This is a genomic window from Legionella gratiana, from assembly GCF_001467695.1.
In the GTDB taxonomy this organism is placed as follows: Bacteria; Pseudomonadota; Gammaproteobacteria; order Legionellales; family Legionellaceae; genus Legionella; species Legionella gratiana.
The window spans coordinates 610945-635733 of record NZ_LNYE01000020.1 but is presented as its reverse complement, the minus strand read 5'-3'; the positions used below and the strand labels follow the sequence as shown (position 1 = coordinate 635733).

Sequence of the window (24789 nt, the reverse complement as noted above, 5' to 3'; positions counted from 1 at the left end):
CGTCATGGTAATGCTGCGATTGAAAATGGATAACTGCTCTTATAGAAATAAACTATATACAATTAGAAATAAGACTTGTGCCCCTGTCACGGTTAGTCCGTTTTGTATCATTGCTTTGACATTTTCGCTGCCAGCAAAACCCATTGCAGCAAACATATTAGCACCAGGATAAGCATAATTAGTAACCCGGGTCGCAAAGATCATGCACAAAGCAAAAGTTATCATGGGTAACTCCATCTGAAGTACACTAGGGAAAAAAAGCTGATGCAGCATTTTAATGGTTGCTTCCGCAGCACCTGGCATACCAAAAGCCCCTGTAAAACCTATTAGCATCGATAATACAGGTTTTCCACCTAAATGAATCAACGGTGTTAATAGTTCTGTTAATGCCCTAAATCCTCCAGCCTGATGAATTAAAACCATAAAAGGATCAAATAAAATAAACAAAAAGAAGAGATGCATGCTTTTTCGCATTCCCTCAACGAGCAATTTAAAAATTTGATTTAAGCTTAATCTACTCGTCAATCCAGTAATAAGCGCCAGAAATAACATGACAAAAATAACATAGGTGGTTTTTGCCTGAGCAAATAAGCCATAGACGACACACGCCATAAAGGAGATCGAAAAAAGCAAAGTAGTGCGCTTTTGTTGTTTACTGGGAACAAATGGCTCTGAGGTGTCCTCTTCTTCGTAAGATTCATCCGCATATTTTCGTTGTAATCGGTTAGCCATAACCCATGTAGTAATTAAAGTAACCAGAGCCACTGGAAGAGATGCATACAAAAGTACGACCTCATAATTTAGTCCTGTAATACCCAGTAAAGTCACTACTGGAGGAGCAAAAGGCCCAAGAATTAAAGCTTCTTCAGCGGAAGCCTGCATTAACACAGCCAAGCTAGGACGTGATAGTCCAACAGAACCTGCAATAGGGCGTAAACTGGGTGCTAAAATAGCTAATCCTCCAGCCAAGGTGCCAAGCAACCCTACAACGATAAACGATGAAAGCACAATACCAACTTTAGCACGTCGCTGAGTATTAACCCCAATCCCAGAAACAATTTGGTGCACTAAAGTATGGCTGACCTGAGTATGCGTTAAGATCTCACCTAGACCATGGCCTAGCATGATAATAAATCCAACTAAGGCCATGAATGAGCCTAACGCATTAGCCATAGAAGTTCCAATGTCAATTGGACTGCTTAGATTCCACAAATAGCCTAGTCCAACACAGAGTGCGGTCGCTATTAATGCATCAACATCGCAAAATAACATCACGACATAAAGAACAATAATGGCTAAACTGGCTAACTGAATGTACGAAGACATTAGTGGATCACTCCAATCCGGTTTAATCCTTGACTAATCCCTTCAATTCCCAAACCAGGCTTGTCTGACAAAATAATTTTATTGCCAAGGCGTTGTGCCCCACCAAGAATATAATTGTCACGAATCAAATAAATAGGATCGAGATCCGCATAAAGAATATCAGGCTTACTTAAAGCAAAACTGGCTATAGCAGCAACTCCAATGGGCGACTCCAGCATACACCCAACCATGATTTTCATTTGTGCTGTTTTAGCAATAGTATAAATCGCTTGAGCATTCTCAATACCACCCGATTTCATCAACTTTATATTAACACCATCACACGCATTAATTTTCGCAATATTCATAGTATCTTCTGGTGAAAAGCAAGCCTCATCAGCAATGATAAGACAGTCAACTTGTTCGTTAATAGCCTTTAAGTTCAGTAGATCTTGAGCACTAATAGGTTGTTCGACCAAAGGGATATTCAAATGCTGTTGCTGCAATGAATGAATAACCTTTAAGGCATCTTCATAAGACCATCCTTGATTCGCATCTACAAGTAAAGTGATAGAATTGCCTACAGCTTGACGAATAGCATGGACGCGCTTGATGTCTTCAATGGGATCTAATCCTAATTTTATTTTTATAGTTTGGTGCCTTTGATTGACTAGGTCAATAGCATCCTGCACCATAGCGTCAATCTCTTTAACGCTTATAGTGATACATGAGCTAATGCTGTTCGTATTACCGCCCAGCAATCTATAAAGAGGTAAGCCACAATATTGAGCAAATAAATCATGCAATGCGATATCAATAGCAGCTTTCGCAGAAGTATTACCTACTATGGCCTGGTTATTCATTTGGAGTAATACATTCAATTCAGAAATACTTCGTCCAATTAACTGTGGACCAAGAATGGTTTTAATTGCAATGATAATAGATTCCGTACTGTCTCCAGTGATGGCTGGCGTTGAAGCTGCTGCACCATAGCCCCAATTGCCACTATCCGTTTTAATCATTACCACCACATCTTCAACACATTCCGTACGTCTTACGGCAGTTATAAATGGGCGAATTAATGGAATAGTTAATTGTGCAATATGAATCTCAGTAATGTTCATCTAAGCACCTTTATAATGTCTTGAGTCCTTCCTCAATGATAGAAAGTCCAATTTCCAAATCGTTTACATCAGTAGAAAGCGGCATGAGGAGGCGAATTATGTTTCCGTATATCCCACAACTGAGAATTATCAGTCCGCGCTCTAAACAAAATCTTGCTAATTTGTCCGCCGCTACTTTATTGGGTTCCTTCGTACTTATATCGTTCACAAGTTCGATCGCCTGCATAACACCCAAACCACGAACATCACCTACTATTTTATATTTTTCTTTAAATCCAGAAAGCTTGGAATGAAATACCTTTGAAAGGTTAGCGACATTTTTCAAAAGCCTCCCCTCTTCAAAGATTTTGAATACTTCAAGAGCCGCTGCACAACTCAGAGGATTCCCTCCAAAGGTTCCTCCTAACCCACCCACCATTGCAGCATCCATGATTTCAGCTTTACCAGTCACAGCAGCGATCACTGTTCCACCACCTAACCCCTTTGCTGATACAGTAAGATCAGGATCCACTGCCAGTGTCTTCATCGCAAATATAGTTCCAGTACGACCAAAACCAGATTGAATTTCATCTGCAATGAAAACAATTTTATTTTCTGTACAAAACTCACGAAGTTTTTGCAAAAATGGCGCTGGAAAGGGTAGGAATCCCCCCTCACCTAACACGGGTTCTAAAATCACTGCAGCGATATTTTCAACGCCGACACGAAAATTAGCGAGCTCAGAAAAATCATTGAAACATTCTTCCACACAATTTTTTCCCTTCCAACGATACTCATACGGAAAGGGAGCACGATGAACTTCTGAAAGAAATGGACCAAATCCATGCTTGTAGGGTTTATTCTTCGCTGTAAGGGCCATAGCCATGTAAGTGCGACCATGATAAGCATGATCAAAACAAATCACCGCTTGTTTTCCAGTATAGGCACGAGCAATTTTAATCGCATTTTCTACAGCTTCCGCTCCTGAATTCAACAAGATTGATTTTTTTTCAAAACTTCCAGGAGTATGATAATTTAATTTTTCACATACATTGATATAACCTTCATAAGGCAGAATATTAAAACTTGTGTGAATGAATTTTTCAGCCTGAGCCTTGATTGCATTGACTACCGCATCGGGACAGTGCCCTGTATTCACCACCCCAATTCCAGATGAGAAATCCAAAAATACATTTCCATCCACATCCTCTACAAAAGAACCTTTTGCTCGTTCCACAAAGATGGGAGTAGCATGAAATGGACCTCGCGCAACATGTTTATAACGTTGCTCCATCAATATTTGTGATTTTGGTCCTGGTATTTGAGTTTTAATATCAATTTGATTCATTAGTACCACCCAATCGGTGTTTCATCCAGGTTAATATTCACCTGCTTAGTTTCAAGATAGCTTTCGATTCCATACAAACCTAACTCACGACCTGCTCCACTTTGCTTGTATCCACCCCAAGGCATTTCATTATAAGTTGGATGGTAGTGGTTTACCCAAAGAACCCCAGCACGAATTTGAGACGTCACACGATGAGCACGAGTAAGGTTCTTGGTCCACACAGCTGCTGCCAAACCATAATCGGTATCGTTTGCAATTTGAATTGCCTCTTCTTCACTATCAAATGGGATGACTACGAGTACTGGACCAAAAATTTCTTCTCGGGCGATGCGCATTGTTGGCCTCACCTCATCAAAAATAGTTGGCTCAAAAAAATTTCCTTTTTCAAAAGCTTCCCCTAGAGGACGTTTCCCGCCACAAATCAATTTCGCACCTTCATCAATCCCTATCTTGACGTAATGTTCTACTTTTTCGCGGTGAGCACTTGAAACCAGTGGACCCATTTTTACTCCATCATCTAAACCATGACCAAGCTTGATATTTGGAATTTTTTTCAACATCCCTTCTACGATTTTTTTGTGGATAGAACGCTCAACTATCAAGCGAGAGCCAGAAGAACATACTTCGCCTTGATTGGCAAAAGCACCAAAAAGAGCACCATCAATTGCCATCTCAAGATCGCAGTCTGCAAATATAATATTTGGATTTTTTCCACCAAGTTCTAATGATATTTTCTTCAAATTTCCCGCAGCGGCCTGCATTATTTTTTTGCCGGTTACTGTTCCGCCTGTGAATGCAACTTTATCCACCATCGAATTCATTGCTAATTCTTCACCTACTCCCACGCCAGGGCCAGTAATGAGATTCACTACACCCGCTGGAAATCCACATTGATCAATCAGCTTGAATAACTCAAGCGCAGTCAATGGTGTTAGTTCTGAAGGTTTTAATAGTACGGTATTCCCTGCTGCTAGCGCGGGGGCAAGTTTCCAAGCAGCCATAAGTAGCGGGAAATTCCAAGGAATGATTTGTCCACACACTCCGATAGGCTCTCGTACAACATAACTAAAAGAGTTTGCTGGAACCAACATCGTTTCGCCATGAATTTTAGTAGCAAGTCCAGCATAAAATTCAAAACAATTAGCTGCATCAGTCACATCATACTCTGCTTCTGCCAAAGGTTTTCCACAGTTTCGCGTTTCCAGCTCTGCTAACATTTTTGCATTGGCACGAATCAAATTGGCAACCATAAATAATAGTTTACTTCGCTCAAGCGCTGATGTTTTTTTCCACTCACCTTCATCGAATGCCTTACGTGCAGCGTTGATTGCGAGCACCACATCTTCTTTGGTACTTTCTGGAACTTTTGCAATCAATTGGCCATTACCAGGATCAATAATATCGCGAGTGCCTCCGGTTTTAGCTGAAGTAAATTTTCCATCAATATACATTTCATAACTTTTCATTTATTGAGCACCTTTTTTATTGAATGCACTAAATTCATTTGCCACTCGGTGGGTTGCAAAATTATTTATGGCCCACAAAGTAATTTAATCTAGTGAATTTGAACTGTAAATCCATAGAATTATTCGAACTGTATCAATTAATTTTTTTCTACAAGGAAAAATCACCGGTGAGTCAGAAAAAATTTACCTTGTGGACTTAATTCAGCATATCATTTCATGATGACTCATCAAATATATTTATAGATATGAGAAAGCTGTAAATTAATTCATCAGTCAACGATCGTATTTACATTAAAATTTTATAATTAGATTATCTTTGTGAGCTATACTTAAAATAGAATGAGGTAGCTAAATTTATATTGATGAACACTCTGGAATTTGTACCTCCATTTTAATAATAAATAGATGTTCTATTTGGGGGAGTTATGGATAAATCTGCGACTCAAATAGTATTTAAAAATAAAATTCTAATTCTTGGATTTGGAAGTATTGGTCAAGCAATATTACCTCTTTTATTTCAATGTCTTAAATTAGATCCCTCTCAAATTTACATCCTATCAAAACATAATCTAGGTGCAGATGTAGCAAACCATTATAACGTCTCATTCAAAGAAAGTGCTGTTAAAGAAAATAACTATCAAGAACTTTTATCCTCTATTCTTAAATCTGGTGATTTTTTGTTAAATTTATCCGTAGGAGTATCCAGTATTGACTTAATAAAATATTGCCAGTTAAATAAAATATTATACTTGGATGCAGCCGCTGAATCTTGGGAAGAAAGGTACAGCAATAATCAACTCCTTTCTAATTATGCGTTACGTGATGCGATATTACAACATAAAAAGCAGGGTCCTACTGCCGTTTTAACACATGGAGCTAATCCGGGATTGGTATCCCACTTTCTTAAACAAGCCTTATGGAATTTGGCAAAAGATAATAAGTGGCAAGGTGAGCTACCACAAAAAGCTGTAGAATGGGCTCAATTGGCTCATGATCTTGATATAAAAACGATACATATTTCTGAACATGATACTCAAACTTCCTCTCAAACTAAAAAAACGGATGAATTTATAAATACATGGTCAGTTGATGCCTTAATTTCTGAAGCGGTTCGACCTGCTGAACTAGGCTGGGGAAGCCATGAACGTCATTGGCCTCATGATGCAAATCATCACAACTTTGGCTCAAATTGTGGAATATATCTGAGTCAGCCAGGAGCAGAGACTCAAGTTCGTACTTGGACCCCTAACTCTGGCCCTATTAATGGTTTTTTAATTACTCATGCTGAATCTTTGTCTATTGCAGAATATTTAACTTTAAAAACAGACAATAAAGTGTATTACAGACCAACAGTTCATTATGCCTATCATCCCTGCTCTGATGCTATTTTATCTTTAAAAGAGCTCGTGCAAAGAAAATACATGCCTCAAAAAGAAAAACGAATTATTTTAAAAGAAATTGTTGATGGCACCGATGAACTCGGAGTTTTATTAATGGGGAATAAAAAAGGGGCTTATTGGTATGGCTCTCACCTATCCATACATGAAGCTAGAAAATTAGCTAACCATAATAATGCTACAAGCCTACAAGTTGCAGCTGGAGTTTTATCGGGTATGATTTGGGCAATTAAAAATCCAGAACGTGGAATTATAGAGCCCGAAAATATGGACCATGAGTATATTTTGAGTTTAGCCTCTCCTTATCTTGGTAAAATCGGTGGTTATTATACAGATTGGACTCCCCTACGGGATAGAAGCAATTCAAATAATAAATATATTGATCAAAGCGATCCTTGGCAGTTTATTAATATTCGAATTGTCCCAGGAAAATAATATAGCGTAGAAGTACTTAATCGGAACAAGGCAATCCTGTTACGTTTTTAATAGATGCCATTTTTCCTCACTCAATCTACCACCTCATGCCCCAATTTTTGGTAGTTTCAACTCGATCAAAGAGAGACTCCTCTTGTTTAGATATTAATCTCGTAGTTAAAGTTTTTAATTGATGATACTTATCAAGTACACTGTTTGCTACTTCAAGTGCATCAGGAAAGCAATAGTTGATTTGTTTGCATTGATTAGCAAGTACAGGCAGATTTTTCCAATAGGTTCTATTTTTTGCATTGATTTTTTCAGAATCAATTAATTGTTTATAACAGAAAAGTTCTAAAAATCTTTTTACTTTATCTTTGTCAGCCCTACGCTCAATGGTACTATGAGAAATTTTACTTATCTGTAGCTGCAATTTTTCTTGTGTCAAAGGGAGTCCTGTATTATTAATAACAAATTCTGCCGCTTCTTTAAAAAAAGCAGCAAGATCGAAACTTCCTTGAGATTGCTGCTGTTTGAAAAAAGTAGAAACTGGAGGCTTCTTTTTGCGAACAAATAAATCTAAAAATTCACAATTTTTTAAAGTAGATTCTAACAATAATTTAAGCGTTTCATACTTATTACCATCGTTTTTACGAGCTTTCATAGTAGCGGAAGCGGCTGTATACAAAGTTGGATCTGTATTAGTCAAATGAGTATTTGTTAATAAAGCAATGAGTTCTTGATCACAAGGAACCTTTTCACATTCTTTTAAAAGTATTCTTCTCAGCGAGTCTTGGTAGACAGCAATGTATTCGAGATCATTTAGAATAGAATCATCGGTTATGATTTCTATCGCTTGGGTAAATACTAATTTAAGTAGGACGCTGCTGTTTTCTTTTTTTTCTCGATTAAAATAATCATAAACATCGCTAAAAAAATGAGGATTGCTCACAGCTTTTCTAATTAAATGTTTGAAAAACTCTTTATTACTTAGATCATCAGAGGATAGGGAACCAATTTTCTCTGCCTCATTCCACAATACTTGATAAAATATTTTCGGATTTCGCATTTCGGTGTTAATTGATATTTTTTTGTATGTATCTATTTTTGAATGAATATAATTTTTAATATCAGCTCTGCATGCCTTACTCAAAGCTTTATTTTCATTAATAACATTCTCATAATTTCCGATAGCCTTGAATGCTTTCTTTAGAGCTTCAGATTTCCTAGGATTATCAAAATAGCAGTTGACTATTCCCTCTACCGATTTATCAAAAATATAATTAATTAATTGTCTTAGGTGAAAAAATTCATCATCAATATCAATATTAAATTGTTTATTTTTTAGATTTCTTCCTGATTGCAGCATAGGATTTATCAAATGTTGGATAGTACTTAGATCCCTCATTTGCGTTGTACACCATTTATAAACATCTTCAGGTAATCGTTCTTTCAACAGACTTTTTAAATTCGCCAGAACACAATTACCTATTTTTTGGGATTTTACATGTTTGCCCCAGCTAAAACTGAAACCTAAATCTTTTAATGTCTTATCATATTGATCATAAAATTTCTTATAATTCTCTTCATTACCGTTGACGACACCTAATCCAGTAATTGTTTCAATGGCTGTTCTTAACTTAGCTACATCTAAGCCAGCAATATTAATGCGATAAACTAAATTATAAGTTGATCTTTGACCATTACCACGATTGCAATGCGTAATGACTAATTGCTTTCCTTCTTTATAGATTTGGGTATAAATTGCATGACCATTGCAGTCATGCTCAATTGTTAAATCATTACCAAAGAGGATCTTCCTAATTCTTTTTAAAGTAATTTCATTTTTATTTTCAATAACGATTGTCTTAATTGACTCAGAAAACCGACTAAAAACACTTTTATATTCCTTTAACTCAGCAGCAGTATATGTTTTTCCTTCGACTTTAATGTTTTGTGAGAGAACTGTTAACAAGAGTTTAACAAATTCTTCACTAGCTGCTTTAACAACTATGCCCTGTTTTCTAATATGTTCTTTTTGATTAACCACTAAATCAATCAGATAACCATGAAACATAGCAGACCAGAGAGGCAAGAAGTTTTTACTTTCCTCATCGTCTACATCACTTAACCATTTTTTCTTTTTAATGATCGTTTCATTTAATGAAGCTTTCTTTTTAGCTTTTCCTTTTTTTGCTTTTATTGTATTTAATTCTTTTTCTGCGTCAGTTATCTCCTGCTTGATTCGATCATAGGCTGCTGAGGCCGGTTTATTGAGATTTTGTCGCGTGAGATCTGTGCGCATGAACTGTTCGAATGCATGAACATAATCTACTTTTTTTTCTACGGGTGAATTGGCACGCTTCATTTCTTCTTTTTTTGATTGCATATACTGATCTCCTACTGAGTGCCTCATAACAATACATAGTTAATAGATATAACACATATAGTTATGTTGTAAACCCAATTTTACGGAGTTAGAGCAAGTTGTATTAATACTTTAAGAAATTTCGAGCCGCATGATCAATAAGTACAATAAAAATTAATTGAGTTATATGTAAAAAGTGGAACTCCCGGCTCATCCTCAAGCTGTTTTATGATAACAACTCAGCCGTTCAATTACAGTTCTTCATAAATCAGTACTTTTTGTAGTGCCAAATGTTTCAGAACAGACTCATTAACTTCAATCCCAAGACCTGGCTTTTTAAAAGGTATTCTCATACCCTGAATATAGGGAGATTGGGTAAAAATGGGTTCTTTTAAATCCTGAAATATGAATAAATCACTATCTAAATCAGTAAATGCGACATTGGGCATTGATGCTGCAAAATGAATACCTGCTGCAACGCTTAAAGGCCCTTCCATCATGCTGCCAACCATTACTTTTAATCCAGCTTCATGAGCTCTTTGCGCCAGAAGCCTTGCTTTCCAAATTCCACCTGCTTTTTGGATCTTGATATTAACTCCATTTACAGCCTTCATACGAATTAATTTTTCCAGACCATCCATACCCACCATGCTCTCATCAGCATAAATATCGACCCCATCAAACTGGCTTTTTATGTCAAATAATCCTTGATAATCATGCTTTTCCACGGGTTGCTCAATAGCGATAACCGTTCTCAAAATCGATTGTATTTCTTTTAAAACTTCAATCGCTTGATGTGAATCGTTAAAGGATTGATTTGGATCAATGACATAAGCTACATTTTCGGCAAATACGTCTTTAATTACCCTTGCTATTTCAGGATTAATTTTATCATTATTCAGTTTAATCTTAATTAATTGTACTTGAGGATGATGTTGAAGAAGACTCAGCGCAAACTCTTTAGTTTCCTTTAACCCTAAAACCGGTATGGTCAAGGTATTGAGTGAGAGATTCCTTTCATTACCAAAAAGCTCATATACAGGTTTATTTTGGAGCTTTCCTAGTAAGTCATGAAAAGCACTATCCAAAGCAGCAGTCGCATGAAAACTGTTCACATTGTCTTGGAGGAACTTATAAAAAACGTGTGGTGCGTCATCATTAGGATTTATCGCATAACTTTTAAACTTTTGTAACTGAGAAACCACATAATCATAAGTTTCTCCAGTCGAAAGTGCAAACGGCGCTGCCTCACCAATACCAATAAAATGATCATAGTGAAGTTGAACTAAAATAGTCTCTAAATGAGTCCAGGTATGTGTAGCAATAGAAAATGGTTGTGGCAATTTATATTTAAGCCTATACATTTTTAATGAAGCTAAATCCATATATGGCACTCCTTATAAAAAATACTATAAAGACTTCTATAATCATTTTACCTACACAAAAAAGGATTCACGGAACAGTCGAAACTAACGCGGACATAAAATTGAGAACTATAGACCTTCTAATCGTTCTAGGAAAAAATTAAATATATCCTCATATAATTATTTAGGTACAGGCTTGATAGCTATCTAAATTAGAACATAAGATAGCTATCAATCTCTACGATTCTTTATATATTCTAATTCATAAAATTCTTTTATTATTATTTACCTCTACAACATTTGGCAAACAAAATCTGTCACAATTAAGAATATTTTGCCTAAATAATTATAAATCAAATTGAACGTGGATAACCCCACCCAATGACTCCAAATTGAAAAGTCTCAAGAAGATATGCGTTGGATTAGGTTTAATATAAGGTGGCTGAAATTAGGGATATACTCAGGAAAGTTCAAAGAAGGTTGAGTTAGATGAATCACAAGAGATTGAGCAAGAAGAACGCTCATTTAGATATAGCTAGGAATTTCATTGCAATTTAAGAATAAACATCAATTAGGACTATGCCTGAGTAACGTTAGGGGTGTGACATTCTTGCTGACAGATGCCAATTTTTTACAAAAAAAGCACACGCAATCCAAATTTTTTACGAACTATAGAAATTAATATCGCTGGTTTTACAGTTAAAAGAAGCGCCGTGGCAGAAGCCGTTCCTATAATATTAAAATAATATGTTGCAGGAATGGCCACAAAAATCATGAATGTCAACTCAAAAATTGTCCAACGCAAAACTAGTTGCTCATATCCCCCAAAAATCAAAATAACCGGAGCAATACGACCAAAGCAAGACATCATTACTCCGAATGTTAAAATGATTAATGCGGGAGAGGCATTGACATAATCTGGTCCAAAATGACCAAGGATATTTTTTGAAAACAGTACAATCGTTGAGCCAGCAAGTATCGTAGTGGGAATAATAATCATCATAGTGCTGTTAATTTTACATTGCAACTCTTTTTTCCCCATCTCTGATTCGAGGAGAAAAGATAGTTTGGATTTTAAAGCTTGTAGGGCAGTTGTAGGAATAAGCCACAAAAAACCAATTATTGTAAGAATGGCCGCATAATCGCCAACCATTGTTTCATTACTGCCAAATACCTCCACTATAAGTAAATCCAGAGCTGAAACTATAACAAAGAGGATGTTATTTGTAATTAATCGTACTGATGTTTTTAGCCAATCCATTTTAGTAAGCGGTGTTTTTCTTACTTTATGAAACCCATACTTAAATAACTCCAAGATGTCCTGATTTAAAGAAAAAAGAGACAAGGTTAAAAGTAAAATAAACGTGATTAGTAATACTGAGACTATGTAAAAATTCGTTAATATTGGCTCAACAAATAGAACCACAGAAATAAATAAAAGAACTTGCAATAAATATTTTAAAAATTCGGTCAATAATGTAGATAAATAAATGCGATCAACCACTATAAGATAACTACTTAACAATGATAGCAGTGCAGAAAATGGGATGAGCCATAAGACATAAACCGCCAAATGATAATCGTTAATATGTTTCACTCTGAAATGATGAAGTAAAATCATCAGCAATGTTGATGCTAGCGCAATAAGTAGTGAAATAAAAAAAGTCACACTAATGAGCCTAAGATTCCAGGCAACATATTCAATAGCATCTGCTTTTTGATTTAAATTTATATATTTACCTAAGAAACGTTTTGAACTTATATCTGTTCCCAAAAGAGACAAGGCTGTCATTATCGTCAAAAGTTTAATAGCAATGCTGAAATCGCCATAAATAGATTTTGCAAGATGATGCGTCATAAAAACGTTAAGTGAGTACTTAGAAGCATAGGTCACCAAGCTAATCAATAATAAAACAAGAACAACCCTGGCTTCTTTATTCATAATTCTTTCCTTGACATGGGGTTTTGCAAGCAATTTACCATATGCTATCTTACACTGAATATAGAGATTTTTTATTTAGACCAAAATAGTGATATATTTATCCACCTTGAATAATCATGCTTTTCCACGGGTTGTTTAATAGCGATAACCGTTCTCAAAATCGAATGGTTGTGACAATTTATATTTAAGCCTATCCATTTTTAATGAAGCTAAATCCATATACGACACTCCTTATAAGAAATACTATAAAGACTTCTATGATCAACTTAAAAACATCAGCCAAATCGAGCACTCGAGACACAGAAGTATTAACAATTTTACGGTGAATCTATTAGTAGGATTAGCTGTTTACGCATTGCAGCCTAAAAAACCTTCACTTAATTTACAGCAAATTCCTTTGATTTTGGCTTAAAAATAATATCGAACTCACGTTGATAAGAGTTTTCTGCTGTATCTCGACAGAATCTATAAAAACCCAACCAATGCTATAATTAAAAATGATGTTTTATTTTATTGCAACCATTGATTTACAAACGGAGATAAATATGTTTTTTAATGTAGAGAAAAACAAAAAAGAGGATGCATCTAATACCAATGGGGCTGAATTTCACCAATTATATAAATCTATTTTATGCAACGCTGAAAATAATAAAGACAGTTTAATCGATGCCAATTTTCTTATTAGCATACAAGGCCTCCCTTTTGAGATGGTGTTAAATGCAGCACTCATGATGGATAATACTGTGAATAAAGACTCAAAGGATCACATACCAGTTGAGCAAGGTCTTTTTTTGCCTATAGGCTGTGGTTATACGGCGAACGGCTTTTGTAAGTTAATGACAGGGAGAAATATGTCAACAGCTATTCATCACGACCTATCCCGGCCAATAACAAAACTCCATGATGAATTAATGACAAATCTACCTAAACTCGTCAGAATAGATGTACCGGGACATTCCTATGTAATGCTTGCGACACATCAAAAAGAAAACGAATGTTACGGATATATTTATCAATCTAATGTTGCAAAAGGAACAAATAATCAAGCGTTCTCTCTTGTCTCTTGGTTAAAAGATAAAAAATGTACCTGCATTAACCTATCCTCCCATATCACTCAAGTACAGCAGCTATTTGACCCGAAAACATCCATTGAAAAGAAGAAAGAACTCTATAAGGAACTCTACCTTCTCACACCAACAAGCACTGAACTAGTTAATGTAAATCTAGACCAATTAACGAAGCAAGAAGAAACAGATGAACGTAGACCTATGTATCTTGCGACACAGGTTTCTCTTGATAAGATGAGCACTTTAATTTTACTCTATAAACAGTTGGCAGGCATGCATTTAAATAGTGAAATTACATTAACAGAATACATCGAACTTGCTAAAGAAGAGTATATCAAGACACTTGATTTAAATAATCAATTTAATTCCAAAATTTAAGAGCCTATCCGAAAAATCGGTGGCATAGCCCAACCCAGATCACTTTGCTTGAAATTTTAACTCAAAATCCTGCTCAACTTTTTTGGGCAGATATTGGGTGGTTTTTTGTTAACAATTGCGTTTTTGTTCAGTTTGATTCCGTATATGGGAATTGAATTTGTTTCCTTACAACCGCTATATTTTTTAATTAACCTTCGGTGTTGCTTGATAACCCAATTTGTGGTTGGTTGAGTGGTCATAAAAAAATTGTTCTACCATCATTTACTTTAATCTCCAGTAATAGGTAAGTATTAGTATTTAATGGAGATTAAAGTAAATATCATGTGGTGTTACTAGCCCTCAATACTTTAAAAATTCAAATAACAACCCTCTGTTTTCCATGGCTATTAATTAAAACAGGACGCTGTTTTGTTGGTTTAATAATCAAAACAACCGTCTGTTTTGTTGACTTAAATATATTATTGCTTATAATTTAGTATATTACTAATGATAAGTATATTAAATGAAACGAACTCTATTAAATTATATGGATAACTGGCTAGTTTCACCTGACCGGAAACCATTAGTCATTCGTGGGGCAAGACAAGTTGGTAAAACATGGCTAGTAAGGCACTTAGCTGAAAAGACAGGAATGCAATTAATTGAACTCAACTTCGAGAAGCAACCTTCCTATGCCAGTCTTTTTGCTTCTAATGATGTAAATCAAATTTTATTAAATTTAAGTACGGTATTAAATCAGAAAATAGATCCCCCAAAGTGCTTATTATTCCTAGATGAAATACAGGCAGCACCTCAACTGCTTAGCAAACTCCGTTGGTTTGCAGAAGATTTACCCCAACTAGCAGTAATCTCCGCTGGCTCTCTATTAGAATTTATTCTAGCGGAGCACTCATTTAGTATGCCGGTTGGGCGAGTTAGCTATATGCATTTGGAACCATTGTCATTTGATGAATTTTTATTAGCAAATGACAAAGAATCACTTTATGACTATTTAAATCAATATGACCTAAGTGTCGAGCTCCCCTCTGCGATTCACGAGCAATTAACTACTTTATTTAAAGAATATCTGATTATCGGCGGTATGCCCGCTGTAGTCTCTAATTGGGCTGCTGAACGCTCTCTGAATAGAGTTAGTCAAATACAAAATGACTTATTGGCCACCTATCGCGATGACTTTTCAAAATATAAAGGTCGTTTAGCGACAGAAAGATTAGACGAAGTACTTAATTCTATTCCAAAAATGCTTGGACAAAAATTTGTATTTAGTAGAGTTAATAAAACGATTCAAGCATCGACAATAAAGCATGTATTAGATCTGTTAGAAAAAGCCCGAATTAGCCACCGAGTACAAAGTAGCTCAGCAAATGGTGTTCCCCTCGCATCTGAAATTAAAGAAAAATTTTTTAAAGAAGTTTTCCTTGATATAGGCTTATGTAGTACAGCACTAGGACTGAGTTTAAACCAAATTAATTCAACAAATGAAATTCTTTTGATTAATAATGGCGGCATCGCTGAACAGGTAGTTGGCCAATTGCTAAGAACAATTGAACCACCCTATATTGAACCAGTTTTGTATTATTGGCATAGAGAAGAGGCTGGTTCAAGTGCTGAAATTGATTATGTAATCCAACATGGTAATAAAATTATACCTATTGAAGTAAAAGCTGGTGCCACAGGAAGCCTAAAGTCACTACATGTTTTCATGGGATTAAAAAAATTACCTCTCGCCATGCGAATTAATTCTGATTATCCAAGTAAAACTAATGTAGATGTAAAAGATAATTTAGGGAAATCCGTAAACTATACTTTTATATCCATTCCCTTTTATCTTGTGGGGCAGATACATAGATTACTTAGTTTGCTCAACTAACATATATAGTGCAAAAAACCAAGTGCAACTCATATGAGTTTGACATTATTTGTCAGTATCACTAATTAAATTAGTAATGCCGACTGATTTTGTCAAAAATCGAGCGTTCGCAAGAAACATGTACTCTGCAATTTGATTGAGTAACTTTACATATCTTGTTAAGAATCTCAACTAGACCGCATAAATTAACTATCCGATCTTGGTAGTGCCCATGCTTAAGTTCCAATCACTCACCGGTTGATATCCAGCAACAGTGGACTTATCAGGGATCCACCGTAAGCTCGAACGTGGAAGCTAATCCAGTCAGGGATACTTTGGCTTGCAGTCGCTTCAACATAGGTGTAATTAGAAGCACCAAGAACTGCAACAAAAATTTGTGCCTGATGTATTTGACCTGATAATGGTTCAATCCAGGGAACTGTCATCCCTGCATAATCAACAAAAAGCTTTTCACCGGCTACATGCGTTTGGCGCATACTGACCGACAATGTGTCTTTAAAATCACGATATAATTGGCAAAATCGACTATAGCTCATTCCATCTGGATGATTTACTTTGTATTCTTCCCATAAAAGCCATAGGGTCATGCCTTTGCGTTTCAGTTCTTGATGAATCTGCTGACAATCAGGCTGCGGTAAACGTGCGCTGATTAACTCCGTTGGAAATAACAAACCTTCTAATTGTTCATCATCCAAATCTTCGGGTACAGGCCAACTTAAACCAGCAGCTGATGCACGTAACAAATACAAACGCACTGATTCCCGTGAGATATTGCAGCTTAGTCCTATTTTTACATTACTTAATCCGCAACTATATTTTAACCGTAGGACTTCTTTGATCTTTCTCATATCTAGGCGCTCCATTGGCATCTCACTTTCTACCTTATGTGCTTAAGAAGAAAGCGCTAACATAGATTATTTAATCTGCCAATGTCGCTATCACTCGATACTGCAATTTTGAATTACAATCACCTGCAATCTTCAATTACAATTGACTGCAATTTTGAATTGTAATCACCTGCAGTCTTCAATTACAATTGACTGCAATTTTGAATTGTAATCGCCTGCAATTTTGAATCACAATCAACTGCAAATTTGAACTCCATTACGCAATTTCCTACAAGGCAATCCAAAGTGACTAAATTCTCCTAAAATTTTGGGCAGATATTGGGTACTTTTCCAAAACTTTTGGACATATTTTGGGTGATTTTTGAGCCAACAGAACACCACAAAAGACAACCCCATCAACCAGAAAAGTGGATTTAACTCGTTGATCTACATGGGTTTATGATGGTCATTAGTGGTCAGAAATAGTTTTAATGATTGGTGGAGGCGGCGGGAATCGAACCCGCGTCCGCAAATCCTCTGCCTTCAGCTCTACATGCGTAGCCTTGTCTTTTGAATTTAACTGTGGATTCTCCGACGGGCAGGATGATACACAGCGATTCCCTAAATTTCGCATCTTAACCCGGGATAGATTAGGACACTAGCTTATCTCTTATGACCGTTGATTCGATACCGATAAGCGGGCTCGGTCGAACGGGATACTGGGTTTATTGGCCAGTACACAGTGATGGTTTATCTAAAGTGCTTATTAGGCAGCAATAGCTTCACCACCAGCAAAGTTTTCATCGTTTGCATTTATATTTAGTTGAGTCTGATTTACGAGAGTTCTCATTCTCGGCATGCACCTCTGGTTTTGCAACCCACGTCGAAGCCAGGTCGCCCCCTTACATTTAAGTATACCATAAAATGTTAAAAAATAAGCTTCCTCCCATCAAATTTCGTCGCATTCAACAGAGCGTTCCGGGCTATTCCTTTTTCTTAACCCGGAATTCAATTTATCCTTGAATGCCATTATGACGTAATAAGGCATCAATGGTCGCAGGACGCCCCCTAAATTCTTTATAAGCTTCTGCAGCTTTTTTAGAACCACCTACTTCTAATATATGGCGTAAAAAATCATGGCCTGTTTGTGGATTTAAAACACCCTCTTCTTCAAAGCGAGAAAAAGCATCGCTGGATAAAACTTCTGCCCAGCTATAACTGTAATAGCCTGCTGCATATCCACCAGCAAAAATATGACTAAAGCTCTGTGGAAAACGATTGTAAGAAACAATAGGTACAACAGATTTGGAGCGTACATCAGCTAAAATCTCATTAACAAGTGAATCTTGATTCGGAACGTATTCTTTATGAATACGAAAATCAAAAAGAGAAAATTCCATTTGTCTTAACATAGCCATTGCTGATTGGAAATTCTTTGCGGTAATTAAGCGTTCGAAGAGAGAATCAGGAAGAGATTCTCCAGTATTCACATGCGCAGTTAAGACTTCTAAACCACTTTTCTCCCAACACCAATTTTCAAAAAATTGACTGGGTAACTCGACCGCATCCCACTCTACGCCATTAATACCCGAGGCACCTAAATAGTTTACTTGTGTTAAAACGTGGTGAAGACAATGGCCAAACTCATGGAACAAAGTGATTACTTCTTCATGAGCAAGCATTGCTGGCTTATTTGCAGATGCCTTTGCAAAATTACACGTCAAAGTCGCAATAGGCAGTTGTACTGTACCATCCTCCAATTTTCTACGGCTTTGTAACGAATCCATCCACGCACCACTGCGCTTATTAGGCCTGGAAAACAAATCCGTATAGATATAACCGCGTACATTATTATGCTCATCAACGACACAATAACATTGAACATCTTTATGCCAAACATCTACGCCCTTGATTTCCTCAATGGACATCCCATAGAGTTTTTTTACAAGCTCAAACAAACCTTGCATCACCTTTAGCTGAGGAAAATAAGGTCGTAAGTCTTCTTGTGATAAGGTAAATAACACTTGTCTTCTTTTTTCAGACAAATAACCTATGTCCCAAGGTTTTACACGATTTAACCTAAATTGCTCCTCAGCAAATTGCTCTAATTCTTTAAACTCATTTTCAGCTTGCTGATGAGCACGTTTGACTAAATCCTCCATAAAATCCATAACTTGATTGGTTGATTCAGCCATTTTTGTGGCTAAAGACAATTCGGCATAATTGTTAAAACCTAAAAGCTGAGCTTCTTCATGACGTAATGCTAAAATTTCTTGAATCAACGGTGTATTATCATAGGTTCCTGCACTGGGCCCCTGATCGGAAGCCCTAGTGATATAAGCATAATACATCTCTTCTCGTAAACTACGATCTTCAGCATGTGTCATCACTGCATAATAGCAAGGAAACTCCAAGGTAAGTACATACCCTTCAAGTCCCTTCTCAGCAGCCAATTCTTTGGCTGTATTTAATGCGTGCTCAGGTAATCCTACTAAGCGGGTAGAATCTTTAAGATGCAAAGTAAATGCTTGAGTGGCATCTAAAATATTATGTGCAAATTGATTGGTTAGTTCATCCAAGCGAGTTTGAATCACTTCAAAACGCTTTTTGCGCTCTTTATCAAGAGCAACTCCAGATAATTCGAAATCACGTAGATTGTCTGCAATCAGTTTTTGCTGTATTGGGTTAAGAGTATGTTTATCGATTGATTTAATAGCTTCATATAACTCATGATTATGTCCCATTGCCGTTTCATAAGCAGAGAGCAGTGGCAAACAAGCATCATAACATTTGCGCAACTCAGGAGAATCCATCACTCCGTGCAAATGAGACAATGGCGACCAAAAACGCTCGAGCTCATCATCCATATCCTCTAAAGGATACATTAAATTATCCCAAGTATAATGAGGATTTTCTTTGAGTAAGTGCTCCACTTGTTGCAAATGCTTTTTTAGCATTGCATCAAGATGAGACTGAAAATGATTGACATCAATACGGCTAAACTGCGGTAATCCAACTGTTCCTGACATACTCTACCTTCGAAAATAGATATAAAACATTAAGCATAACATTCAATTAATCATGCCTCTATACCTATGATAAAGATTGTCCCCGGATCACCACATATCACAATAATTTGCAATAATTAGATTGAATAACTCGATAAGTTCTCTAATTCCAAGTCATGCTCATTCTTAGGCAACAAAGCTGGTTCTTTATGTACCTTATTCGCAAAAATGCCTAATTTGGATAACCCACCTGGTGGAATGACTAGAGCATCTTTCGGCCGAGACTCATCGATAATCTTGAATAATGCAAAATTTATAAAACAAACCGCAACCAAACAAGCAGCACCGATTGTAATAATAAGCGGATTAAACCCCAATATAGGTAGCGCTACAGCCATTGATAGAAAAATAGCTGTGGTGGTCATCATATGTGAGCCAAGTCGCAACCATTCAAAATCGAGTTGATTATTTATAGCATCAAGATGTTCTTCAATTTTCTTTAATTCTGACGAGTTACTTGTTTGTTTTAGCATGGATTTATATTGTTTTTGTAAGTCATACAAACGGCTTAATTCAATATAGGCTCGTGTCACAGACAGAATAATATCAATAGCAAAACAGGCAATGGAAACATATACAGCAAATGGTGCTAATGCACCTGTTAAAATAAATCGATTAACAAGACCCGCTGTCAGCCAAATACTATCATTCCCTAATTCAAACCACCTACGCTGCATTTGCGCATTAAAACGCACCCTTAAACCTAAAGATTTTTCTTCCTCGCTCATCCAAAAACCGGGCACAGTATGCTTCAAGAGTAAAAAAACGTTCACTGACAAGCGAGGTATGAAAAAAAGCCATGCCAAATTCGCTAATACGGGATCAGTATATTTATCCAGAATCCTGACGAAATTACGATAAGACTCAGAAACAGTACCAAGAGTAGCAATAACATCAAAAGCTCGTTTAGAGCGAATGAATAGCAACCGATACAAATTCAATAAGACCGTTGTATTACGAACATCTTGAGAAAATGAAGAATTGATTTCTAATTTTTTAGGTTCATTAGGTAATGGTTTAATGATTTCCGTCAATAGTTCGCGATACAGTTTTTGGTGCTGACGTAAGCGCACTACTTCTCTTGGAACATTGAGATAGTGCTGATAAACATGCTCCAAAAGTTCAGCCATCATTAAAGCGGCAATTAACTGCTCTTCAATTTCCTTTTTATGAAGTGCTTGCTTGGATAGAAATTTTGCCCTTAGTTGCTGCCCTAACAAGCTGTACTCGAGGCTAAGAACTAAATGAAGTGGTACTACTTTACAATAAAAATCAGGCCCTAATTTTCTAATACTTTCGGTAAACGTCCAATTTAATGGATTTTGTTCTACCTCAGAAAAAGGCAGCTCAGATAAACTATCTTGTAAGCGTCGAATTATCGGGGTCATGATGCCCTAGAATGTACTTTGAAGAGAAAAAACATTCTATCGTGATCATTATTTTTTTGTCTATAAATAAATTTAAAAGTAAAAAAATAAACCTAAATTACATAAATAAGCATAAAGAGATTATAATATGAACTATACGTTCTATGACATAAATAGTGATTATTAATTGATAAACCAAGCAAAAACCAATTCTTGTGAGCCGCTTATAACTCGAGAGAGATTTGCTCACTAAACAGAATAATCGATCAAAATAAAATCTTTTTGCAAAATAATGGTTAAAAACAAACTTGTATTCTTGCTGATTTATGTCTTCTGAGCGACAATAATGCTCCCAAGTTACAGACAAGAGATCCCATGAATCTTTTCAAAGAATTAGCTAACGCCATTCGTATTTTAAGTGTAGACGCAGTAGAACATGCTCAGTCAGGACATCCGGGGATGCCATTAGGTATGGCAGATATAGCGACTGTGTTATGGAAAAAATTTTTAAAACACAATCCCCAAAACCCTCATTGGTTTAATCGCGATCGTTTTGTATTATCCAATGGACATGGCTCCATGCTGCTTTATTCATTACTTCATCTTACGGGTTACACTCTTTCTCTGGAAGATCTGAAACATTTTCGTCAATTAAATTCGAAAACGCCTGGACACCCAGAGTTGGGTCATACGCCTGGAGTAGAAACGACTACAGGCCCTCTCGGACAAGGTTTAGCAAATGCAGTAGGTATGGCTCTAGCGGAACGTGTATTAGCGACCCACTTCAATCAGGATAATTTTAATCTTGTCGATCACTATACTTATACATTTGTAGGTGATGGTTGCTTGATGGAAGGCATTTCCCATGAAGCATGTTCGTTAGCAGGGACCTTAGGCTTAGGAAAACTAATTGTTTTCTACGACAACAATGGTATTTCTATTGATGGAAAAGTTGACTCTTGGTTTACTGACGATACACCAGCACGCTTTAGGGGCTATCATTGGCACGTCATCGAAGCAGTAAATGGCCATGATATGGATGAGATTGAACAAGCTATCCTTAAAGCACAAGCGAATACAACACAGCCTACGTTAATTATCTGCAATACAATAATTGGATTAGGATCTTCCGTTGCTGGGAGTGAGAAAGCTCATGGTTCTGCATTAGGTGCACAAGATGTTGCCAATGTCCGTGAATTTTTTAAATGGAAACATGAACCTTTTGTTATTCCCGACTCTATTTATCAACAATGGAATCAAGTAGAGCAAGGACAAAAAGAGGAACAACAATGGTTAACGCTTCTGAATGAGTATCAGCAATATTATCCACAAGAACATTATGAATTTTTACGCCGCATCAATGGAGATCTTCCTGATGAGTGGCAAAATCACAGTGGTGTATTCTTTGAACAATGTCGCAAAAATGACAAAGCCATGGCAACACGTAAAGCGTCACAACAATGCATCGAATACTTTGCACGGCTATTACCTGAAATGCTCGGTGGCTCAGCAGATTTAACAGGCTCGAATAATACCGACTGGTCAGGCAGTAAAGCAATTTTTGCTCACGACTATTCCGGTAATTATCTCTATTATGGCGTTCGCGAATTCGCTATGGCAGCGATTATGAATGGTATAGCAGTACATGGAGGATTTATTCCTTATGGTGGAACATTTTTAGTCTTTGCAGATTATGCGCGAAATGCGGTACGACTAAGCGCGCTAATGAAGCAACGTGTCATTTATGTCTTTACACATGACTCTATTGGTTTAGGTGAAGATGGCCCGACACATCAACCAATAGAGCATGCGTCTATGCTACGAATGACTCCTGGAATGAGTGTATGGCGACCTGCCGATTTAATGGAAACCGCTGTTGCATGGCAGCTTGCTTTGGAGCATCATAATGGGCCAACGTCTTTACTGCTTTCAAGACAAAATTTACCTGCATTGCCACATAGTGAAACCGCAGCTGAATTAATCAAAAAAGGGGGGTATATTATTACCGATTGCGATGGCACTCCTGATGCTCTATTGATTGCAACAGGTTCAGAAGTTCAGTTAGCGATTGCCGCTGCCGAGCAAGTGAAAGCCCGAGGACTGAAAGTGAGAGTCATTTCTATGCCTTGTGCGGAACGATTCCTGGAGCAAGACCAAAATTATAAAGATCAGGTATTGCCTCCAAATATTCACACACGCATAGCAATTGAAGCAGCCAGTTCTGCTTATTGGTATCAATTTGTTGGTCTAAAAGGTGCGGTAATAGGCTTGGACCGTTTTGGTGTGTCTGCCCCAGCGGCTCAAGCATACCAATTCTTGGAGATTACTGTTGAGCGAATAGTTAAAACATTAGAAACATTATTGTAACCAGAATGAAGGCAAAGCCTTAACGTTAAGAAGCGTTGTTCTCTAGCTCCTAAGTGAGGCTTTGTATACTCAGGTAACAATAAACCTCTTGGAATAAAAGTAACCTAGTTATTACTAAAATATTGGAGAAGTAATATGACAATACGTGTTGCGATTAATGGCTATGGCCGCATTGGTCGTTGTATTTTAAGAGCAATTTTTGAATCCCAAAAACAACATGAATTTGAAATTGTAGCAATCAATGATTTATCTGCAATTGATGTGACGGCACATCTAACACGCTATGACACAACACATGGCCACTTTCCAGCAGATGTATCCGTTGAAGGAAATATGTTAATTATCGATGGACATGCGATCAAAATCATCGCGGAACGCAATCCTTTAAATCTTCCTTGGAAAGAATTAAACATTGATTTAGTTTTGGAATGTACTGGCTTCTTTACAGAACGTGAAAAGGCAATGCAACATATTTCTGCTGGTGCAAAAAAAGTATTAATTTCAGCCCCAGGAAAGAATGTTGATGCAACTATAGTGTATGGAGTAAACCATCACACACTCAAATCATCGGACCTCATCGTTTCCAATGCTTCGTGTACAACCAATTGTTTAGCTCCAGTTGTAAAACCTTTAAATGATGCTTTAGGAATTGAGTATGGCTTATTAAATACGGTTCATGCGTATACTAACGATCAAATGCTTTTAGATGGAAGTCATGAAGATTTGCGCCGTGCACGTGCAGCAGCTCACTCCATTATTCCTACAAAAACAGGTGCTGCTGCTGCCGTAGGATTAGTATTACCTGAACTCGCTGGTAAACTTGATGGTTTTGCAATGCGTGTTCCAGTTCTTAATGTTTCAGTTATTGATTTAACCTTTACTGCAAAACGTGAAACAACAGCAAAAGAAGTAAATGATATTGTTCGTCAAGCAAAAAGCCGTATTTTGCAAATTAATGATGATCCCTTAGTATCCTGCGATTTTAACCATAATCCAGCCTCAGCTATTTTTGATACCACTCAAACTAAAGTATTTGGCAATCTGGTGAAAATAGTCGCTTGGTATGACAACGAGTGGGGTTTTTCCAATCGTATGCTTGATACAGCACAGCAAATGATGAGTTGCTAACCCCGATTTG

15 protein-coding genes, 1 other RNA gene and 1 pseudogene are annotated in these 24789 nt (G+C 36.8%); 6 read left to right on the top strand and 11 right to left on the bottom strand.

The genetic code is table 11. The features are described 5' to 3' along the window. Nucleotides 1–39: 39 nt before the first annotated feature. From Lgra_RS07510 to Lgra_RS07495, 4 genes are read right to left on the bottom strand one after another with little or no spacing between them, the layout of a single operon-like run. Nucleotides 40–1326 (bottom strand): GntT/GntP/DsdX family permease, encoded by a 1287-nt coding sequence (locus Lgra_RS07510; RefSeq protein WP_058498632.1) that lies wholly within the window; start codon nt 1324–1326, stop codon nt 40–42. Continuing rightward, a complete protein-coding gene (locus Lgra_RS07505; protein ID WP_058498631.1) occupies nt 1326–2429 on the bottom strand; it encodes a dipeptide epimerase in 1104 nt (367 codons plus the stop codon). The genes Lgra_RS07510 and Lgra_RS07505 overlap by 1 nt, the downstream gene beginning before the upstream one ends. 10 nt (nt 2430–2439) lie before the next feature. Then, complete coding sequence (gene gabT, locus Lgra_RS07500; protein WP_058498630.1) at nt 2440–3756, bottom strand: 4-aminobutyrate--2-oxoglutarate transaminase; 1317 nt, start codon at nt 3754–3756, stop codon at nt 2440–2442. Then, nucleotides 3756–5222, bottom strand: coding sequence for an aldehyde dehydrogenase family protein (locus tag Lgra_RS07495; RefSeq protein WP_058498629.1), 1467 nt, complete (start codon nt 5220–5222; stop codon nt 3756–3758). Before Lgra_RS07495 ends, gabT begins: the two co-directional genes overlap by 1 nt. A gap of 425 nt (nt 5223–5647) precedes the next feature. Between Lgra_RS07495 and Lgra_RS07490 the strand changes: the two genes are divergently transcribed. Further along, complete coding sequence (locus Lgra_RS07490; protein ID WP_058498628.1) at nt 5648–7054, top strand: saccharopine dehydrogenase C-terminal domain-containing protein; 1407 nt, start codon at nt 5648–5650, stop codon at nt 7052–7054. Between the two features lie 76 nt (nt 7055–7130). On the opposite strand, the gene Lgra_RS07485 is transcribed toward Lgra_RS07490, so the two are convergent. From Lgra_RS07485 to Lgra_RS07475, 3 genes are all read right to left on the bottom strand, one after another. Beyond that, nucleotides 7131–9422 carry a hypothetical protein gene (locus Lgra_RS07485; protein ID WP_238584386.1) on the bottom strand — a complete coding sequence of 764 codons (2292 nt, stop codon included), beginning with the start codon at nt 9420–9422 and terminating at the stop codon, nt 7131–7133. 230 nt (nt 9423–9652) lie between these two features. Beyond that, nucleotides 9653–10786: a mandelate racemase/muconate lactonizing enzyme family protein gene (locus Lgra_RS07480; RefSeq protein WP_058498626.1), complete on the bottom strand. Its 1134-nt coding sequence runs from the start codon at nt 10784–10786 to the stop codon at nt 9653–9655. Nucleotides 10787–11396: 610 nt separating this feature from the next. Then, entirely contained in the window at nt 11397–12707 is a 1311-nt protein-coding gene (locus Lgra_RS07475; protein WP_058498625.1) for a lipopolysaccharide biosynthesis protein, read from the bottom strand. A 259-nt stretch (nt 12708–12966) separates the two neighbouring features. Here Lgra_RS07475 and Lgra_RS17785 point away from each other — a divergent pair. From Lgra_RS17785 to Lgra_RS07465, 3 genes and pseudogenes are all read left to right on the top strand, one after another. Beyond that, nucleotides 12967–13119, top strand: a pseudogene (locus tag Lgra_RS17785) (IS982 family transposase); the annotation flags it as partial. Between the two features lie 133 nt (nt 13120–13252). After that, a complete protein-coding gene (locus Lgra_RS07470; protein WP_058498624.1) occupies nt 13253–14152 on the top strand; it encodes a hypothetical protein in 900 nt (299 codons plus the stop codon). Nucleotides 14153–14654: 502 nt separating this feature from the next. Then, complete coding sequence (locus tag Lgra_RS07465) at nt 14655–16022, top strand: ATP-binding protein (protein ID WP_058498623.1); 1368 nt, start codon at nt 14655–14657, stop codon at nt 16020–16022. 230 nt (nt 16023–16252) lie between these two features. Here the strand turns inward: Lgra_RS07465 and Lgra_RS07460 are convergent, their stop codons facing one another. The 4 genes from Lgra_RS07460 to Lgra_RS07450 form a co-directional block, all read right to left on the bottom strand. Beyond that, nucleotides 16253–16870, bottom strand: a complete 618-nt coding sequence (locus tag Lgra_RS07460; RefSeq protein ID WP_058498622.1) for an IS21 family transposase — start codon at nt 16868–16870, stop codon at nt 16253–16255. A gap of 475 nt (nt 16871–17345) precedes the next feature. Continuing rightward, nucleotides 17346–17751: a transfer-messenger RNA gene (ssrA, locus tag Lgra_RS17220) on the bottom strand. Between the two features lie 111 nt (nt 17752–17862). Continuing rightward, nucleotides 17863–19878 carry a M3 family metallopeptidase gene (locus tag Lgra_RS07455; protein ID WP_058498621.1) on the bottom strand — a complete coding sequence of 672 codons (2016 nt, stop codon included), beginning with the start codon at nt 19876–19878 and terminating at the stop codon, nt 17863–17865. A gap of 116 nt (nt 19879–19994) precedes the next feature. Next, nucleotides 19995–21305, bottom strand: coding sequence for a hypothetical protein (locus Lgra_RS07450; protein ID WP_058498620.1), 1311 nt, complete (start codon nt 21303–21305; stop codon nt 19995–19997). Between the two features lie 354 nt (nt 21306–21659). On the opposite strand from Lgra_RS07450, the gene tkt reads away from it, so the two are divergent. Together tkt and gap are read left to right on the top strand one after the other, a co-directional pair. Then, a complete protein-coding gene (gene tkt / locus Lgra_RS07445; protein ID WP_058498619.1) occupies nt 21660–23651 on the top strand; it encodes a transketolase in 1992 nt (663 codons plus the stop codon). A 135-nt stretch (nt 23652–23786) separates the two neighbouring features. Continuing rightward, nucleotides 23787–24779, top strand: coding sequence for a type I glyceraldehyde-3-phosphate dehydrogenase (gene gap, locus Lgra_RS07440; RefSeq protein WP_058498618.1), 993 nt, complete (start codon nt 23787–23789; stop codon nt 24777–24779). Nucleotides 24780–24789 lie beyond the last annotated feature (10 nt).

Excerpts from the sequence above, each read along its gene's own strand:
- Lgra_RS07510 (WP_058498632.1), bottom strand. The coding sequence starts at position 1,326 with ATGTCTTCGTACATTCAGTTAGCCAGTTTAGCCATTATTGTTCTTTAT.
- Lgra_RS07505 (WP_058498631.1), bottom strand. The coding sequence starts at position 2,429 with ATGAACATTACTGAGATTCATATTGCACAATTAACTATTCCATTAATT.
- gabT (WP_058498630.1), bottom strand. The coding sequence starts at position 3,756 with ATGAATCAAATTGATATTAAAACTCAAATACCAGGACCAAAATCACAA.
- Lgra_RS07495 (WP_058498629.1), bottom strand. The coding sequence starts at position 5,222 with ATGAAAAGTTATGAAATGTATATTGATGGAAAATTTACTTCAGCTAAA.
- Lgra_RS07490 (WP_058498628.1), top strand. The coding sequence starts at position 5,648 with ATGGATAAATCTGCGACTCAAATAGTATTTAAAAATAAAATTCTAATT.
- Lgra_RS07485 (WP_238584386.1), bottom strand. The coding sequence starts at position 9,422 with ATGCAATCAAAAAAAGAAGAAATGAAGCGTGCCAATTCACCCGTAGAA.
- Lgra_RS07480 (WP_058498626.1), bottom strand. The coding sequence starts at position 10,786 with ATGGATTTAGCTTCATTAAAAATGTATAGGCTTAAATATAAATTGCCA.
- Lgra_RS07475 (WP_058498625.1), bottom strand. The coding sequence starts at position 12,707 with ATGAATAAAGAAGCCAGGGTTGTTCTTGTTTTATTATTGATTAGCTTG.
- Lgra_RS07470 (WP_058498624.1), top strand. The coding sequence starts at position 13,253 with ATGTTTTTTAATGTAGAGAAAAACAAAAAAGAGGATGCATCTAATACC.
- Lgra_RS07465 (WP_058498623.1), top strand. The coding sequence starts at position 14,655 with ATGAAACGAACTCTATTAAATTATATGGATAACTGGCTAGTTTCACCT.
- Lgra_RS07460 (WP_058498622.1), bottom strand. The coding sequence starts at position 16,870 with ATGAGAAAGATCAAAGAAGTCCTACGGTTAAAATATAGTTGCGGATTA.
- Lgra_RS07455 (WP_058498621.1), bottom strand. The coding sequence starts at position 19,878 with ATGTCAGGAACAGTTGGATTACCGCAGTTTAGCCGTATTGATGTCAAT.
- Lgra_RS07450 (WP_058498620.1), bottom strand. The coding sequence starts at position 21,305 with ATGACCCCGATAATTCGACGCTTACAAGATAGTTTATCTGAGCTGCCT.
- tkt (WP_058498619.1), top strand. The coding sequence starts at position 21,660 with ATGAATCTTTTCAAAGAATTAGCTAACGCCATTCGTATTTTAAGTGTA.
- gap (WP_058498618.1), top strand. The coding sequence starts at position 23,787 with ATGACAATACGTGTTGCGATTAATGGCTATGGCCGCATTGGTCGTTGT.